At 61.9% G+C, this 16,084-nt stretch carries 20 protein-coding genes; 12 read left to right on the forward strand and 8 right to left on the reverse strand.

Annotated features, from left to right (window positions below; all coding sequences use genetic code 11):
- The first annotated feature begins 159 nt into the window (after positions 1-159).
- Entirely contained in the window at positions 160-1,845 is a 1,686-nt protein-coding gene (rpsA, locus tag GQA94_RS12045) for a 30S ribosomal protein S1 (protein ID WP_158188245.1), read from the forward strand.
- 93 nt (positions 1,846-1,938) lie between these two features.
- On the opposite strand, the gene GQA94_RS12050 is transcribed toward rpsA, so the two are convergent.
- On the reverse strand, positions 1,939-2,382 hold the full coding sequence (locus tag GQA94_RS12050; protein ID WP_158188246.1) for a MarR family winged helix-turn-helix transcriptional regulator: 444 nt from the start codon (positions 2,380-2,382) through the stop codon (positions 1,939-1,941).
- An 80-nt stretch (positions 2,383-2,462) separates the two neighbouring features.
- Between GQA94_RS12050 and GQA94_RS12055 the strand changes: the two genes are divergently transcribed.
- Together GQA94_RS12055 and GQA94_RS12060 are read left to right on the forward strand one after the other, a co-directional pair.
- Entirely contained in the window at positions 2,463-3,629 is a 1,167-nt protein-coding gene (locus GQA94_RS12055) for a PLP-dependent aminotransferase family protein (RefSeq protein ID WP_158188247.1), read from the forward strand.
- Between the two features lie 38 nt (positions 3,630-3,667).
- Entirely contained in the window at positions 3,668-4,285 is a 618-nt protein-coding gene (locus GQA94_RS12060) for a glutathione S-transferase family protein (protein ID WP_158188248.1), read from the forward strand.
- 55 nt (positions 4,286-4,340) lie between these two features.
- Here the strand turns inward: GQA94_RS12060 and folE are convergent, their stop codons facing one another.
- The 4 genes from folE to GQA94_RS12080 all read right to left on the reverse strand — a co-directional run bounded on the left by folE (position 4,341) and on the right by GQA94_RS12080 (position 6,644).
- Positions 4,341-4,886 carry a GTP cyclohydrolase I FolE gene (gene folE, locus GQA94_RS12065; protein ID WP_158188249.1) on the reverse strand — a complete coding sequence of 182 codons (546 nt, stop codon included), beginning with the start codon at positions 4,884-4,886 and terminating at the stop codon, positions 4,341-4,343.
- A 112-nt stretch (positions 4,887-4,998) separates the two neighbouring features.
- Positions 4,999-5,556 (reverse strand): Smr/MutS family protein, encoded by a 558-nt coding sequence (locus GQA94_RS12070; RefSeq protein WP_158188250.1) that lies wholly within the window; start codon positions 5,554-5,556, stop codon positions 4,999-5,001.
- 93 nt (positions 5,557-5,649) lie between these two features.
- Entirely contained in the window at positions 5,650-5,967 is a 318-nt protein-coding gene (locus GQA94_RS12075; protein WP_158188251.1) for a hypothetical protein, read from the reverse strand.
- 83 nt (positions 5,968-6,050) lie between these two features.
- A complete protein-coding gene (locus GQA94_RS12080; protein ID WP_158188252.1) occupies positions 6,051-6,644 on the reverse strand; it encodes a cysteine hydrolase family protein in 594 nt (197 codons plus the stop codon).
- 188 nt (positions 6,645-6,832) lie between these two features.
- On the opposite strand from GQA94_RS12080, the gene prmB reads away from it, so the two are divergent.
- On the forward strand, positions 6,833-7,753 hold the full coding sequence (prmB, locus tag GQA94_RS12085) for a 50S ribosomal protein L3 N(5)-glutamine methyltransferase (protein WP_158188253.1): 921 nt from the start codon (positions 6,833-6,835) through the stop codon (positions 7,751-7,753).
- A gap of 39 nt (positions 7,754-7,792) precedes the next feature.
- On the opposite strand, the gene GQA94_RS12090 is transcribed toward prmB, so the two are convergent.
- Together GQA94_RS12090 and GQA94_RS12095 are read right to left on the reverse strand one after the other, a co-directional pair.
- Positions 7,793-8,581 carry a hypothetical protein gene (locus tag GQA94_RS12090; protein WP_158188254.1) on the reverse strand — a complete coding sequence of 263 codons (789 nt, stop codon included), beginning with the start codon at positions 8,579-8,581 and terminating at the stop codon, positions 7,793-7,795.
- Between the two features lie 62 nt (positions 8,582-8,643).
- Positions 8,644-9,609 (reverse strand): alpha/beta hydrolase family protein, encoded by a 966-nt coding sequence (locus GQA94_RS12095; protein WP_158188255.1) that lies wholly within the window; start codon positions 9,607-9,609, stop codon positions 8,644-8,646.
- Positions 9,610-9,766: 157 nt separating this feature from the next.
- Between GQA94_RS12095 and aroC the strand changes: the two genes are divergently transcribed.
- From aroC to GQA94_RS12135, 8 genes are all read left to right on the forward strand, one after another.
- Positions 9,767-10,858 carry a chorismate synthase gene (aroC, locus tag GQA94_RS12100; protein WP_158188256.1) on the forward strand — a complete coding sequence of 364 codons (1,092 nt, stop codon included), beginning with the start codon at positions 9,767-9,769 and terminating at the stop codon, positions 10,856-10,858.
- A gap of 87 nt (positions 10,859-10,945) precedes the next feature.
- Complete coding sequence (locus GQA94_RS12105) at positions 10,946-12,097, forward strand: MFS transporter (RefSeq protein WP_158188257.1); 1,152 nt, start codon at positions 10,946-10,948, stop codon at positions 12,095-12,097.
- Complete coding sequence (locus tag GQA94_RS12110) at positions 12,094-12,714, forward strand: methylthioribulose 1-phosphate dehydratase (RefSeq protein WP_158188258.1); 621 nt, start codon at positions 12,094-12,096, stop codon at positions 12,712-12,714. The genes GQA94_RS12105 and GQA94_RS12110 overlap by 4 nt, the downstream gene beginning before the upstream one ends.
- Before the next feature lie 83 nt (positions 12,715-12,797).
- The gene (locus GQA94_RS12115; protein WP_158188259.1) at positions 12,798-13,343 is read left to right on the forward strand and encodes a 1,2-dihydroxy-3-keto-5-methylthiopentene dioxygenase; all 546 of its coding nucleotides are present in this window, start codon (positions 12,798-12,800) and stop codon (positions 13,341-13,343) included.
- Between the two features lie 2 nt (positions 13,344-13,345).
- Complete coding sequence (gene mtnC / locus GQA94_RS12120; RefSeq protein WP_158188260.1) at positions 13,346-14,029, forward strand: acireductone synthase; 684 nt, start codon at positions 13,346-13,348, stop codon at positions 14,027-14,029.
- A 73-nt stretch (positions 14,030-14,102) separates the two neighbouring features.
- On the forward strand, positions 14,103-14,312 hold the full coding sequence (locus GQA94_RS12125) for a PLD nuclease N-terminal domain-containing protein (protein ID WP_021207933.1): 210 nt from the start codon (positions 14,103-14,105) through the stop codon (positions 14,310-14,312).
- A gap of 3 nt (positions 14,313-14,315) precedes the next feature.
- Complete coding sequence (locus GQA94_RS12130) at positions 14,316-14,507, forward strand: PLD nuclease N-terminal domain-containing protein (protein WP_158188261.1); 192 nt, start codon at positions 14,316-14,318, stop codon at positions 14,505-14,507.
- An 80-nt stretch (positions 14,508-14,587) separates the two neighbouring features.
- Entirely contained in the window at positions 14,588-15,067 is a 480-nt protein-coding gene (locus GQA94_RS12135) for a histidine phosphatase family protein (protein ID WP_233270153.1), read from the forward strand.
- On the opposite strand, the gene GQA94_RS12140 is transcribed toward GQA94_RS12135, so the two are convergent.
- On the reverse strand, positions 15,024-15,965 hold the full coding sequence (locus GQA94_RS12140; protein ID WP_158188262.1) for a DNA-3-methyladenine glycosylase family protein: 942 nt from the start codon (positions 15,963-15,965) through the stop codon (positions 15,024-15,026). The genes GQA94_RS12135 and GQA94_RS12140 overlap by 44 nt on opposite strands.
- Between the last annotated feature and the right edge of the window lie 119 nt (positions 15,966-16,084).

Consider the following 16,084-nt stretch of genomic DNA (forward strand, 5'->3'; position numbering starts at 1 on the left):
AGGCGGCCCGACGGCTTCTCGAAACCGGGAGGCTGTTAACAAGGAGGCATGTGGGAGTCCAGATCTCGTCCCGCAGGCCTTTTTTTATATGAATGAACCCACTTCTATCTGGGATGTGGAGATTGGGCGGATCCTCGTCCGAAAACAGCAGGAATAAACATGAGCGAAAGCTTTGCAGAACTTTTTGAAGAAAGCCTGAAAACCCTCGACATGCAGCCGGGTGCGATCATCACCGGCATCGTGGTCGACATCGACGGTGACTGGGTCACTGTTCATGCCGGTCTGAAATCCGAGGGCGTCATCCCGGTCGAGCAGTTCTACAACGAGCAGGGCGAGCTGACCATCAGCGTGGGTGACGAAGTTCACGTTGCGCTGGACGCGGTTGAAGATGGCTTCGGTGAAACCAAGCTGTCCCGCGAAAAAGCCAAGCGTGCAGAGTGCTGGATTGTTCTGGAAGCGGCTTTCGCAGCTGAGGAAGTGGTCAAGGGCGTTATCAACGGTAAGGTTAAGGGCGGCTTCACGGTCGACGTTAACGGCATCCGTGCGTTCCTGCCAGGTTCCCTGGTTGATGTCCGTCCAGTGCGTGATACCACTCACCTGGAAGGCAAGGAACTCGAGTTCAAGGTCATCAAGCTCGACCAGAAGCGCAACAACGTTGTCGTTTCCCGTCGTAGCGTCCTGGAAGCCGAGAACAGCGCCGAGCGCGAAGCGCTGCTGGAATCGCTGCAGGAAGGCCAGCAGGTCAAGGGTATCGTCAAGAACCTCACCGACTACGGCGCATTCGTCGACCTGGGCGGCGTGGACGGCCTGCTGCACATCACCGACATGGCCTGGAAGCGCATCAAGCATCCGTCGGAAATCGTCAACGTTGGCGATGAGATCGACGTCAAGGTGCTGAAGTTCGACCGCGAGCGTAACCGCGTATCCCTGGGTCTGAAGCAGCTGGGTGAAGACCCATGGGTTGCCATCAAGGCCCGTTACCCGGAAAACACCCGCGTCATGGCCCGCGTCACCAACCTCACCGACTACGGCTGCTTCGCCGAGCTGGAAGAGGGCGTCGAAGGTCTGGTACACGTTTCCGAAATGGATTGGACCAACAAGAACATCCACCCGTCGAAGGTCGTTCAGGTCGGCGACGAAGTGGAAGTCATGGTGCTGGACATCGACGAAGAGCGTCGTCGTATCTCCCTCGGCATCAAGCAGTGCAAGTCCAACCCATGGGAAGACTTCTCTGGCCAGTTCAACAAGGGCGACCGTATCTCCGGCACCATCAAGTCGATCACCGATTTCGGTATCTTCATTGGTCTGGACGGCGGCATCGACGGCCTGGTTCACCTGTCCGACATTTCCTGGAACGAAGCCGGTGAAGAAGCCGTGCGTCGCTTCAAGAAGGGCGACGAGCTGGACACCGTCATTCTGTCGGTCGATCCGGAGCGTGAGCGCATCTCCCTGGGCATCAAGCAGCTGGAAGACGATCCGTTCTCCAACTACGCCTCCGTCAATGACAAGGGCAGCATCGTTCGCGGTATCGTGAAAGAAGTTGACGCCAAAGGCGCCATCATCGATCTGGGTAACGATATCGAAGCTACGCTGAAAGCCTCCGAAATCAGCCGTGACCGCGTTGAAGACGCGCGTAACGTCCTGAAGGAAGGCGAAGAAGTCGAAGCCAAGATCATCAGCATCGACCGCAAGAGCCGCGTCATCAGCCTGTCCATCAAGTCGAAAGACGTTGAGGACGAGAAAGACGCGATGAAGGAACTGCGTACCAAGCAGGACGTAGAACCTGCTGCCGGTCCGACCACCATTGGTGATCTGATCCGTGCGCAAATGGAAAACCAGAACTAAGTTCTGCGATCCATTAAAAAGGGCGACTTCGGTCGCCCTTTTTTGTGCCCGCTTTTCGGCGGTGCGCCTTGCGGCCAGCGCCTGCTGCACGCCTCAATCTCGATGTGTGCCGGACGCCAGTGCCTGGTTCACGGCCAGCCAGCCCGCCACGGCTTCGTCGCCTACCTGTTTGAATGCGCGTTCGAGCAGGCGCACTTGCTCCCGTCTGAGCGCCTGCTCGAGCTTGGCGCCCTCAGGGGTGAAGCGCAGCATCCGCTTGCGCTTGTCATCCTCGGCCGTCCGGCTTTCCACCAGGTGCATTTCGATCAGTTGGCGCAGCGGTATGTTCAGTGCCTGCTTGCTTACGCCCAGGTAGTTGAGCAGCTCTTTGACGCTGAGGTCTGGATAACCTGCGATAAAGAACAGGATGCGGTGATGCACGCGGGAAAGTCCCCGGCGAGCGAGCATTTCATCCGGTTTGGCCGTGAAGGCCTGATAACCGAGAAAGAAACTCTCCATGATCTGGCGCTGAATTGTGCTTTTTTTTAGGTCAGGCATATTGACGTATTCGCGATCTTGGGCGTAATTTTGGTCAAGTAGTTTGACTCATTTTATTCCCTCCTGCATCCGGTACCCCAATGGCCTTCTCCGAACGCGTCGACCGCCTGAAAAGCTCGCTGATCCGTGAAATTCTCGCCGCTGCGCAGCGTCCCGAGGTGATGTCGTTTGCTGGAGGATTGCCAGCCGAGTCGATGCTGCCGAAGGTGGAGTGGGCGCAGATGCCGGTGAGCATGGGGCAGTACGGCATGAGCGAAGGAGAGCCGGCCTTGCGTGAGGTCATCGCCGCACAAGCACGTGCGCTCGGCGTTGATTGCACGGCCAGTCAGGTGCTTATCGTCAGTGGGTCCCAGCAGACCCTGGACCTTGCCTCGAAGCTGTTTATCGACCGTGGCACCGAGGTCTTGCTCGAGGCGCCGACCTATCTGGCGGCGCTACAGGTTTTCCAACTGTTCGGTGCTGATTGTCTCGCCGTGCCGCAGGAGGCCGATGGTCCGTCGCTGGAGGCGTTGCGTCAGCGATTGGAACAGCATAAGCCGGCATTCGCTTACCTCATTCCAACCTTCCAGAATCCATCGGCCGTGCGCTATAGCGAAGAGAAACGCGACGCGGTCGCGGCGCTGCTCGATGAGTTCAACGTCACCCTGATCGAAGATGAGCCCTATCGCGAGCTGGTGTTCGACGAAGGCAGTGCCCGACCCATTGTCAGCCGCATGCGCAAGGCGAGCTGGATATACACCGGTACGGTGTCCAAGACCTTGTTGCCGGGCCTGCGGGTGGGTTACCTGATCGCAACACCCGATCTTTTCCCTTATTTGCTGCGGCTCAAGCAATCGGCCGATCTGCACACCAACCGTATTGGCCAATGGCAGGCACTGCAATGGCTGGGAAGCGAGCAGTACCATGCTCACCTGAGCGAGCTGCGCCGCTTTTACCGGTTGCGCCGTGATGCGATGCAGGACGCGTTGCAAGCGTATTTTGGCGACCTGGCTGATTGGCAGCTTCCCCAGGGCGGGCTGTTCTTCTGGTTGCAGCTCAAACACCCGGTGGATACGCGAACCCTGCTCAAGCCCGCCCTGGCAGAGAACGTGGTGTTCATGCCCGGAGAGCCGTTCTTTGTCGATCCCGAGCAGAATCTGGGGTACCTGCGGCTCAATTTCAGCCACGTTGCGCCGGAGCGCCTGAGCGAAGGCGTGCGGCGCTTGGCGAATGTGATACGCGAATCACACGTGGTCGAGGCGGCATAACGAAATGCCGGTGCTTGCGGTGCCGCAGGGGGGAGGATATGTACAAGGTTTACGGTGATTACCGGTCCGGCAACTGCTACAAGGTCAAGCTGATGCTGCATCTGCTTGGGCGGGACTACCAGTGGGTGCCGGTGGATATTCTTCGCGGCGAGAGCCGTGAAGAGGCGTTCCTGAAAAAGAATCCCAACGGCAAAATCCCGGTGCTCGAACTGGACGATGGCACCTGTCTATGGGAGTCGAACGCCATCCTCAACTTTCTCGCCGAGGGCTCCGAGTTTCTCCCGTCGAGCCCGCGGTTGCGCACGCAGGTTCTGCAGTGGCAGTTCTTCGAGCAGTACAGCCATGAGCCGTTCATTGCCGTGGCGCGATTCATCAAGGTCTACCTGGGCTTGCCCGATGATCGCCTGGGTGAATATGCGGCCAAGCAATTGGACGGTTATCACGCACTGGATGTCATGGAGCAGCAGTTGCTGCGCACGCCCTATCTCGTCGATGACCAATACTCGATTGCGGACGTTGCGCTGTATGCCTATACGCATGTAGCCGAGGAGGGCGGCTTCCGGCTGGACGGGTATCCTGCGATCCGTGCGTGGTTGCAGCGTGTCGCCGGGCATCCACGGCATGTGGGTATGTTCGACGGGAAAGCGGAAGCGTAGCGCGGCGATGCGCTTGGCAATGGCCGGCCGCGCGCGGGAGCGCCCAGCCGGTCGGTTACCGGACCAGGCCGAGGAACTCGCTGCGGGTGGCGGCGTTTTCGCGGAACTGGCCGAGCATGACCGAGGTGACCATCGACGAGTTCTGCTTCTCGACGCCGCGCATCATCATGCACATGTGCTGGGCTTCAATGACGACAGCCACGCCCCAGGCGCCGGTGACCTGCTGGATTGCCTCGGCGATCTCGCGGGTAAGATTTTCCTGGATCTGCAGTCTGCGAGCGTACATGTCGACGATACGAGCGACTTTGGAAAGGCCGAGCACCTTGCCGTTCGGCAGGTAAGCGACGTGAGCCTTGCCAATGAACGGAAGCATATGGTGTTCGCACAATGAATACAGCTCGATGTTCTTCACCAATACCATTTCGCTGTTGTCGGAGCTGAACAGCGCACCGTTGGTGACTTCCTCGAGCGTCTGCTGGTAGCCCTTGCACAGGTACTGCATGGCTTTGGCGGCGCGCTTGGGCGTATCGAGCAGGCCCTCGCGGTTAACGTCCTCACCCAGTTGGCCGAGGATCGCGGTGTAATGTGTTTCCAGGGACATGTGACTACCTGTCAGGCTTGCGAAAAAGCGCGAATGCGAAGGTTAGGGGGTCGGCGGCCGGGCTGCAAGCAGCATGCGGCATGAATGAGCGGATCGAGCGTCGGACGTGACGCTACTCGTCGCGTCCCTCCAGCATGGTCCGCTTGAGGATCACGTATACCGCGCCGGTACCGCCATGCCTCGGCAAGCAGGAGGTGAAGCCCAGTACCTGCGTATGTTGGCGTAGCCAGGTATTGACGTGGCTTTTGATCAGCGGCCGCTTGCCGTCGATTCTGGCGGCCTTGCCATGGGTTACCCGCACACATCGGATTTCGAACCTGCAGGCTTCGGCGAGAAAGTCCCAGAGCAACTCGCGCGCTTTCTCAACGCTCAGGCCATGTAGATCCAGGCTGCCTTCGAAGGGGATCTGGCCGGCTTTCAGTTTGCGCATCTGGCTGTCCTGGACACCGTCGCGTGCCCAGTACAGTTCATCTTCTGCGGCAACATCGATGACGAACTGATCTGACAGGCCATCGATACGGGTCTGGTCATCACGGATGACGGCATTGGCTCGCCGCGTGGCGATCTGCGCCTTGTTACTGCGCGGTTTGCCGGTGTCGGCGCGGTCGTGCTCGATCGGCTTGACGCCACGAACAGCCGACTTGAACAGGGAAAAATCATCTTCTTGCATGGGGCCTCCGCAGTTGCCGGCAATTTTACCCCAAAGTTCCACCGATCGATCGCTTCGCTGAACCAGTGCAGGCACGCGGCGGTTGCCGTGCGATCACCGCTTGTTTTTCAGGCGGGGAGACAGGCTCAGCCCGCCAGGCTCACGTAAGCGACGGCGCACGCGACGCCGGATGAGCAAGCCGAGCAACCACAGGACCAGGCCGACCACCAGCAGCGTCACGGCAGCCTCGCGATCGAGCGCCATGCGCGCAATGGCTTCCTGGGGGCCGAACAGAGCGGCCGCGCCAGCGCCGCCCAGCAGTATGCCGAAGAGGATCAGCAGCAGACCGAGCGCTGAGCCGAGGCGCGCACCCCAACTGCGCTGTTGGCGAGGGCGCAGGCGGCGCGCATCGAATCCATCGGATCGTTTCATGGTTACCTCGTCAGAACTGGCTATGACCGGGACGGGGCCGGTCAGGTTCATTCATTGCCAGGTAACGCGTTACGGCTTGAAGGCTACGCCAATGCGCTGGCATCGGCCACGCAGACGGCGAAGTTGTCGGCAAGGATGGTCATCTCCATGCGGTGCACTTGCGCCGCCTCGATCGCGCCGTCTCCCATCGGCAGGTCGCGCGTCGCGCAGGCCTTGTCAACGAGGGTGCAGCGATAGCCATAGTCTTTCGCAGCGCGAACCGTGGTGCTTACGCTGGAATGGGTCATGAAGCCGCAGACGATGAGGTCGAGACGGCCGTGCTGCTGCAGTAATTCGTGCAGTTGGGTACCCGCGAAAGCGTTGGGGAGCGTTTTGCCAATCACGGTTTCGCCGGGAAGCGGAGCCGCCTCCGGCATGATCTGTCCGCGCAGGCCTTGCGGATCGAAGAGGCCGCCGGGAATGCCCAGGTGATGAACGTGTACGACGGGAGCGCCAGCCGCGCGGGCAGCGGCCAGCAACGTGCGGATTTGCTCGAGCGCCGCGTTCAGATTCGGCAGAGCCAGTGTGCCTGTCCGATATTCTTCCTGAACGTCGATGACCACCAGGGTCGCGTTAGCCAGAGTCGCCGGTGCATAACTACGGCCACTGAGCTGAAGCATGGTCTGTGGCTTGGACATGACTGACTCCTTGTTTTGAGAGGGGCATGATTGTGGCGCCAGTTGAACGATATGTGAACAGCCCAAGGTAATGAATTCGCCATCTGAATCGAAGATAACAGGCAATAGGCCACTACCTTCTCCGCATAACGCTGAGAAACTCGCTCGGCCATCGGCTAAACTTTCGCGCTTTTGACAGGAGATGCCTTGTGACCGCTTCGCTTTCCCGCTTGCGCACCTTGCGTGACCACATCCGCTGGGCGGTCAGCCGCTTCCATGCCGAGCAACTGTATTTCGGCCACGGCACGGACAACGCCTGGGATGAGGCGCGTCAATTGGTGCTCGGTGCGCTGCACTTGCCGTGGGAAATGGCGGACAGCTATCTCGATTGCCGTCTGGAGGACGATGAGCGCGAACACTTGCAGGGCTTGCTGCGCCGACGGATCGAGGAGCGCGTGCCTACCGCCTATCTGCTCGGGCAGGCATGGTTCTGCGGACTGCCGTTCATTGTCGATGAGCGCGTGCTGATCCCACGTTCACCGATCGGACAACTGATCGAGCGCCGTTTCGAACCCTGGTTGGCGCAGAGCCCCGCGCGGATCCTTGACCTGTGCACCGGCTCCGGCTGCATCGGTATCGCCTGCGCCTATGAGTTTCTCGATGCCCAAGTGGTGCTGGCGGATCTGTCCTTCGAGGCGCTCGAAGTGGCTAACCGCAACATCGAACAGCACGGATTGGAGGACCGGGTCTATACGGTTCAGAGCGATGGCTTCGACGGCCTGCCCAGGCAGCGCTTCGACCTGATCGTCTCGAACCCGCCGTACGTGGACGCGGAGGATTTCGCCGACATGCCCGATGAGTATCACCATGAGCCGGCGTTGGGGTTGGCGTGCGGCGATGATGGCCTGGACCTGGTGCGCCGAATGCTGGCCGAGGCTGCCGATCACCTGACCGAAACCGGCACGCTGGTCATCGAGGTCGGCAACAGCCAGGTGCACGTGGAAGCGCTTTATCCGGAAGTGGATTTCACCTGGCTGGACTTCACCGACGGTGGCCATGGGGTGTTCCTGCTCGCCGCGAACCAGTGTCGGGAACACCAGGCGCTGTTTCGCGAGCGGCTCGAACGCTGATGCACAGCCGGCGCTGACCGTGAGGCGGCGCCGGCGTGATCAGCGGGTCGCGATCCAGATCAGCAGCCCCGCCTGGAACAGCGCGAACGCGATGAGGCAGGCGATGGTGAACCTGAGCCCGCCGTCTTCGCGGCGAAACCTGTTCAGGCGCTCCTGCATGTCGCGAATCGTGTTTTCCTGCATCAATAGATTCTGATCGGCTTGTTCGAGCATCGCCGCGGCGTCCTTGAGCTCGATGATCTGCACCTTCTCGGTGTTCCAGTCGGGGCGCAGCGCACTGACCCGAGGCGCGCCATAGGTTGCCTTGAGCTGTTGAGGCTCTGGATAGAGGACATCCAGGCCCTGGCTCAGCAGACAATGGTCCCGTCGCAAACGCATGTCATTGCTGGTGATGTCCCTGGCCGGAAGCGCGCGCCCTTCGACCAGGTAGTGCGCCCAGCGCTTTTGTGCCCAGAGCGCGCCCTGTGCCAGCAGGAAGCGCCCAAGGCCACGGTTGACCGGCTCCACGCGCAGCCCCGAATCGGGACCGAAGCGCACTTCCTTGGCGCGATGATCCGCCCAGATTTCCAGTACGTTGTGCTTGTTGGACACGATCTGGCCCGGCAGCCGCACGATGAGCCTCAGCAGGCTCTGCTGCGGCGTGTGCCGCTCGACCTGCGCCAGTTCGACGAACCTGAGCGGCCGTGGGCCGGTCTCACGGTCGGTTGGCAGCCCTGACAGGCGCAGCAGCCGAAAGCGATCCGGGACCAGCGCCGCCCATGGATGCGGCTGTGGTGTCGTGGGCGCTTGGGCCTCGTTGTCCTGGGGTGATGGTGAACTCTCGGTCATGTCAGCGTCCTGGGCCGCGCGAATCATTGCGGCGTTCAACAGGCGTATCGGCCGATGGACGGTTAACTGGAGGCTGGCAATATGCCATGATCCTTCAGGAAGCGGGCGATCCGTTCCGTCAGCTCATGGGCGATGGGCAGCTCGGGCTGGTTGTAGCTGGCCGTCTGCGTGGCACGGTCCATTGCAGCGATGCGCAGCACATGATTCATCCTGGTTATCAGCGCCAGTTCCGCGTCCTCCCTGGCGCGCTGCAAGGCGAGCGCATCGTCGCGCTCGACCTGGATATCGTGGGTACCCTGGACGATCAGCGCGGGCGCGCGCGCATTGGCGAATGCTTGTGCAGGGTCCTGGGCGAACAGTGAGATCAAATAAGGCTGCACGCTTGGGCGAAACAGCACCTGCAATGCCTCCGGAACCGGTTCATGGGTGCGTCCCGCCTTGAGTTCATCGATCAGATAATGGGCGGTCGCCAGCAACGGCGGGGGCAGCCGGCCCTGGAGCTGTTCGCGCAGGAGCAGATCGATAGGGCGACCGCTCCCAGCAATGCTGATCAACGCGGCCGGCTCAACGAGCGGCGCGGTCAGGCTGGCGATCAAGGCGCCCTCGCTGTGGCCGATCAGCACCACTTTGGAGAAGCGCGGGTCGGCTTTCAGCAGCCGCACCCAGGCCACGGCATCGGCCACGTAACCCTCCACGCTCAGTTGACGCTCGTCCGGCGACGTCGCCAGGCTGCGGCCAACCCCGCGCTTGTCATAGCGGAGACTGGCGATGCCGCGTCTGGCAAGCGCTTGTGCCAATCGCTTGAGGCTGTCGTTGCGGCCCATGGGGTTGTTGCCGTTGCGGTCGGTCGGGCCCGATCCTGCGATTATCAGTGCCACCGGCAACGGTTCGGCGCTTTTAGGCAGGAGCAGCGTGCCGTGCAGATAACCTCCGGGTACCGGCACGGTCATCGTCTGGTTCAGCAGCGTCTGGGCCTGGCTGTGGGTGGCAAACATGGCAACAAATGCAAAGAGTAAGAACAAACGCATGGGCGGGAAGTCAGCCATCGGCGGAGCGGGTTGGATGCACAGCGAGCCGATTGGTTCGCTTGTCCGCAGTATGCGCTGTCACCATAGGGCAGTGAAACCGGTGGCGGCTCGGGTATACTTTCGGCCCTTTGTTTAGGTCGATCGCGGAGCGCCCTGCATGTCCGGCAACACATACGGCAAGCTGTTCACCGTTACCACCGCTGGCGAGAGCCATGGTCCGGCGCTGGTCGCCATCGTCGATGGTTGTCCGCCGGGGCTGGAGCTGTCCGCCGCAGACCTGCAGCGGGACCTCGACCGACGCAAGCCCGGCACCAGCCGGCATACCACCCAGCGTCAGGAAGCAGACGAGGTGGAAATCCTTTCCGGCGTATTCGAGGGGCGCACCACCGGTTGCCCGATTGGGTTGCTGATTCGCAATACCGACCAGAAGTCCAAGGATTACTCGGCGATCAAGGATCAGTTTCGTCCCGCTCATGCTGACTACAGCTACCATCACAAGTATGGCTTGCGCGACTATCGTGGTGGCGGACGCAGCTCGGCGCGCGAAACGGCCATGCGCGTTGCGGCAGGTGCCATCGCCAAGAAATACCTGGCGACGCTGGGCATTCAGGTGCGCGGCTACATGAGCCAGTTGGGGCCGATCGAAATCCCGTTCAAGACCTGGGACAGCGTTGAACAGAACGCGTTCTTCAGCCCCGATCCGGACAAGGTGCCGGAGCTGGAGGCGTACATGGACCAGTTGCGTCGCGACCAGGATTCGGTCGGTGCGAAAGTCACCGTGGTCGCCGAAGGCGTACCGCCCGGTCTCGGCGAGCCCATCTTCGATCGCCTGGACGCGGACCTTGCGCATGCCCTGATGAGTATCAACGCAGTCAAAGGCGTGGAGATCGGTGCCGGTTTCGCCAGTGTTAGCCAGCGCGGCACCGAGCACCGCGATGAAATGACGCCGGCCGGCTTCCTGTCGAACAATGCAGGTGGCGTGCTGGGTGGCATCTCCTCCGGTCAGCCGATCATCGCCCATCTGGCGCTCAAGCCAACCTCCAGCATCACCACGCCGGGTCGCTCGATCGATGTCGCTGGCCAGCCGGTCGAGGTGGTCACCAAGGGTCGTCACGACCCCTGCGTTGGTATCCGGGCCACGCCGATTGCCGAGGCGATGATGGCCATCGTGTTGCTGGATCATCTGCTGCGCCATCGTGGCCAGAATGCCGACGTGCAGGTGGCCACGCCGGTGTTGAGGCAACTATGAGCGTGAAGCTGGCAGATTGAAGCCGACAGAAGCGCCGCGCGCTCGACGCGGCGGCAGCCGTTGCTTCCCGCTCATGGCGCCAGGCGTATGACGACTGCTCTGCCGTACTGGCGCCTGTCCGGCTTTTATTTTTTCTACTTCGCGTTGCTCGGTTCCACCGCGCCGTTCCTCGGCCTGTATTTCGACCACCTTGGCTTCAGCGCCGAGCGAATCGGTGAACTGGTCGCCATCCCCATGCTGATGCGCTGCCTGGCGCCGAACCTGTGGGGTTGGCTGGGCGATGTCACGGGGCGGCGGCTGCTAATCGTCCGCGTTGGCGCGCTTTGCACGCTGCTTTCGTTCAGTTTGATCTTCTACGGTAAAAGCTACGCCTGGCTCGCCCTGGTGATGGCGCTGCATGCGTTCTTCTGGCATGCCGTGCTGCCGCAATTCGAAGTCATCACCCTGGCTCACCTGCGGGGGCAGGCGTCTCGCTACAGCCAGATTCGCCTGTGGGGCAGTGTCGGGTTCATTGTCGCGGTGGTGGGGCTTGGCGCACTGTTCGACCGGCTGAGCCTGGATATCTACCCCGTGGCGGTCATGGCCGTCATGATCGGCATTCTCATCAGCAGTGCCTGGGTGCCCAATGCGGTACCCGAGCAGCGACCGGAGACGGCCGGGCAGGGCGGCTTCCTCCGTCAACTATGCCGCCCTGGCGTACTGGCGTTCTTCGCCTGTGTTGGGCTGATGCAGGTCAGTCATGGGCCTTACTACACCTTCTTCAGCATTCATCTCGAAGCGCTCGGATATGGTCGCGGCACCATCGGCCTCCTGTGGGCGCTGGGTGTGATTGCCGAGATCCTGGTGTTCCTGGTGATGGCCAGGCTGTTGGCGCGCTTTTCGTTGCGCCAGGTCCTGGCGGCGAGTTTCGTGTTGGCGGCGATACGCTGGCTGCTGCTGGGCACGCTGGCCGATCACCTTGGCGTGCTGCTGGTCGCGCAGTTGATGCATGCCGCGACATTCGGCAGTTTTCATGCGGCGGCGATTCATTTCGTCCAGCGCAGCTTCGGCCATCGCCAGCAAGGGCAGGGGCAGGCGCTGTATGCGACGCTGGCTGGCATCGGTGGGGCGCTGGGTGCGCTTTACTCTGGCTACAGCTGGGCCAGCCTTGGCCCGCTATGGACCTTCGCCATCGCGAGTCTGGCGGCGCTGGCCGCAGCCGTTATCATTGCCATCCCCAAGCAGGAGAACCCGGCATGACCGCCAATCGTGAACACTTGTCGCAGGCCATCATCGACGCGGGCCGTTTCCTCTATGGTCGCGGCTGGTCGCCGGCGACCAGCAGCAACTATTCGGCGCGGCTGACGCGCGGCGAAGCCCTGCTGACCGTATCCGGCAAGCACAAGGGCCAACTGACGATGGATGATCTGCTGGCGGTCGACATGGACGGTCGCAGTCTGGAAGCGGGCAAGAAGCCGTCGGCCGAAACGCTGCTGCACACGCAGTTGTATCGCTGGAAACCGGAAATTGGCGCGGTGCTGCACACCCATTCGGTCAATGCCACCGTCCTGTCGCGCCTCTGCCTGAGCGATTCGCTGGTGTTTGCCGACTATGAACTGCAGAAGGCCTTGGGCGGCATTTCGACCCATGAATCCCAGGTCCTGGTGCCGATTTTCGACAACGACCAGGATATCAGTCGGCTCGCCTCACGGGTCCAGCCCTGGCTCGATGAGCATCCCGATTGCGTCGGCTATCTGATTCGCGGCCACGGCCTGTATACCTGGGGCGCCCAGATGAGCGATGCGCTTCGCCAGATCGAGGCATTCGAGTTCCTGTTCGAGTGCGAGCTGAAGATGCGCTCATTGCAGCGGGTCTGACCTCGCACCGCTTTCACCGCACGCAGCGCGTGCCCGAACAACCGATAAGGACCGGGGCAGCCATCCCGGCCGGAGACATCAATATGAGCATCCTCAGCGTTTATCAGGACAGCATTCCCGAGCAGCCACTCAAGGTCCTCACCCATGTCGACGACATCGCCGCCACACTGGCCGAGGTGGGTGTGCATCTCGAACGGTGGGAGGCCAGTGCCCCCATCGGTGCCGGCGCTGACCCGCAGGAGGTGATTGCTGCCTATCGCCCGCAGATCGACCGGCTGATGAAGGAGCGCGGCTACGTCACGGTCGATGTCATCAGCCTGACCCGCGATCACCCACAGAAGGCCGAACTGCGCGCCAAGTTTCTTGAGGAGCACCGTCATGCCGAGGACGAGGTGCGCTTCTTCGTCGCCGGTCGCGGGCTGTTCACACTGCACGTCGAGGACAAGGTATACGCGGTGCTCTGTGAAAAGAACGACCTGATTTCGGTGCCCGCCGGAACCCGGCACTGGTTCGACATGGGCGAAAACCCTTACTTCGTGGCCATTCGTCTGTTCAACAACCCTGAGGGCTGGGTCGCGCAATTCACCGGTGAAGACATCGCCGCGCGCTTCCCGAGGCTGGAGGATTGACGATGCCGATCAAAGCCATTGTCACCGACATCGAGGGCACCACCAGCGCGGTGAGCTTCGTCTTCGACGTGCTGTTCCCCTTCGCGCGGGCGCATTTGCCGGCGTTCGTACGCGACCACGGGGACGAAGCCGAAGTGGCGGAGCAGATTGCGGCGGTGCGTCGCGAAAGCGGTGAGCCGGATGCGGATATCGAACGCGTCGTCGAGATTCTCCTGGACTGGATCGCCGCCGACCGCAAGGCCACCCCTCTGAAGGCCCTGCAAGGCATGGTCTGGGCGCAAGGTTATCGTGCCGGCCAGCTCAAGGGCCACGTGTACCCGGACGCGGTGCAGGCGTTGCGCCGCTGGCACGATCAGGGGTACGCGCTGTATGTGTATTCGTCCGGGTCCGTCCAGGCGCAGAAGCTGATCTTTGGCTGTGCCGAGGTGGGCGACCTGACGCCACTGTTCTGCGGCTATTTCGACACGGGCAGCGGGCACAAGCGTGAGGCTGAATCCTATGTGCGGATCGCCGCCTCGATCGGCCTGCCCGCCGCCGAAATTCTGTTTCTGTCCGATGTCGTGGAGGAACTCGATGCCGCACGCGCGGCCGGCATGCACACCTGCGGACTGGCGCGTGACGGCGGTGAGCTGCCGGGGCATACGGTGGTCGACAGCTTCGCGGCCATCGACCCTGCCGGGTACTGAGCGGACCGCCTACTGAACCCTCAAACCGCCCAGGCATCCTAATTACGAACTCACCGTACTTTGGAGTCTTGCCATGACCGATGCTTTCGGCGGTATTTTCGGCCTGCTTATCCTTGCACTGGATATCTGGGCCATCGTCAGCGTGCTCCGTAGCGATAGCACCACTGGCAAAAAGGCCCTCTGGGTGTTGCTGATCGTCATTCTGCCGGTCCTGGGCCTGATCATCTGGGGCATCATGGGACCGCGTGGCAATCGTCCCGATGACCGGAACCTGAGGCCCTGACCGATGGAGACCTGGAGTGCGCTGCTGGCATTGGCGGTGGCGATCGCTGACGTCATCGCCATCATCCAGGTCTGGCGCACGCGCATCGAACCTGGACGCAAGATCATCTGGAGCCTTGTCATCGTGCTGTTGCCGGTGGTGGGGCTGATCATGTGGCTGGTCGCTGCCGGGCACCTGGCCAGGGTCAGGTTGTAATCGGTGTGCGAACGCTGGCGCTTGCGTTGCTGTTGTCAGCCGTGTCTGGCGCTGGCGCCCAGGAGCATGCGGCGTGGTCGATGTTGCGTGAAGGGCGGGCCGTTCTGATACTGCGGCACGCAACGGCGCCCGGATATGCCGATCCGCCGGGTTTCGTGCTGGAAGACTGCGCCACGCAGCGCAATCTCGACGAAGCAGGGCGCTCGGAGGCGAAGCGCTGGGGCGACTTGCTTCGCCAGAACGGCGTCTCCAGCCCGAGGATTCTCAGCAGTCGGTGGTGCCGGGCTCTGGAGACGGCCCGGCGGATGGCATTGGCGCCAGTCGAACCCGTTGCGGTGCTTGACTCCTTCTTCGATCGGCCCGGTCAGGGCGCAACCCAGACCGCGGCGTTGCGCCGGTTGATCAATTCGCTGTCGCCTGAACCACCCGTCGTGCTCGTCACGCACCAGGTCAACATAACGGCGCTGACCGGTGTGTTCCCGCGTTCCGGTGAGGGGATCGTGCTGGCCTTGCCGGTCAACGATCCACCGCACGTGTTGGCAAGGATTGCACCCCCGTAGGCTGCTTGCGCTTCGGCTCCATGAGGGCGTCGCTGTAGGTTTGCCAGATATGCACGGCCGCGTATGCACGCCACGGCCGCCATGCCTGTGATCGTGCCAGCAGCTGTTTGGCCGTTATGCCCGTGCTTCCCCATAACGGCGCCTTTAGCAGGCCAAGGTCGGCGGCCGGGAACGCATCCGCTTCACCGAACCCTCGAAGCGCAATGTACTCGGCGGTCCAAGGACCGATTCCCGGCAGCTCGCAGAGCCGGCTGACCAGCGCGTCCGCCCCCTGTCCGATCTGGAGTTCAAGCGCGCCATCGGCCACCGCGGCGGCGAAGCGCTGCAAGGTTGCGACGCGCTTGCCCGGCATGCCGATGTTCTCCATGCAGGCGCTGGCGATTACCGCGGCGCTAGGGAACAGCCGGAGCAGGGCGCCATCGGGGCTTGGCGAAGGCAGTTCTTCGCCAAACCGATCTACCAGACGCCGCGCAATGGTCACCGCCGCCTTTACCGTGATCTGCTGCCCAATGATGGCTCGCACGGCTTGTTCGAAGGGGTCGAAGGCACTGGGCAGCCGCAGCGCGGGGCTGGCACCGACCAGCGGCCCGAGCTGGGGGTCGTTGGTGAAATGGCGCGTAATGGCGGCTGGATCGGCGTCGAGATCGAACATCTTGCGAACCCGGGCGCCCAGCAGTGGCGCGTGCGCGTGTAGCGAATCGCTCAGCGTCAGTTCGAGCGCAGGCTGGACTGCCGAGAAACGGACACTGAGCCAGCCCGCGCTGTCGCCGACGCGCACGGTACGGCTGTAGCGGTCGGATTCGAGCGACTCGACACCGGGTAACAGGCGCAGTGCGAAATGCTGGTGGAACTGCGACCAGCTCCAGGGTGGATTGAAGGGGAGCCGAATGGAGGTCATGGGTCGACGATAGCCGGCATTGATGGGGTTGTCTTCACCAGATGCGCTTTGAAAACAGATGGTTCCACCTGTCATATGACCAAAGTAGAATGCGCGTCTTTGCCAGTGGGCGGGCGTGA

The sequence above is a fragment of the Stutzerimonas stutzeri genome, assembly GCF_009789555.1.
Lineage (GTDB): Bacteria > Pseudomonadota > Gammaproteobacteria > Pseudomonadales > Pseudomonadaceae > Stutzerimonas > Stutzerimonas stutzeri_R.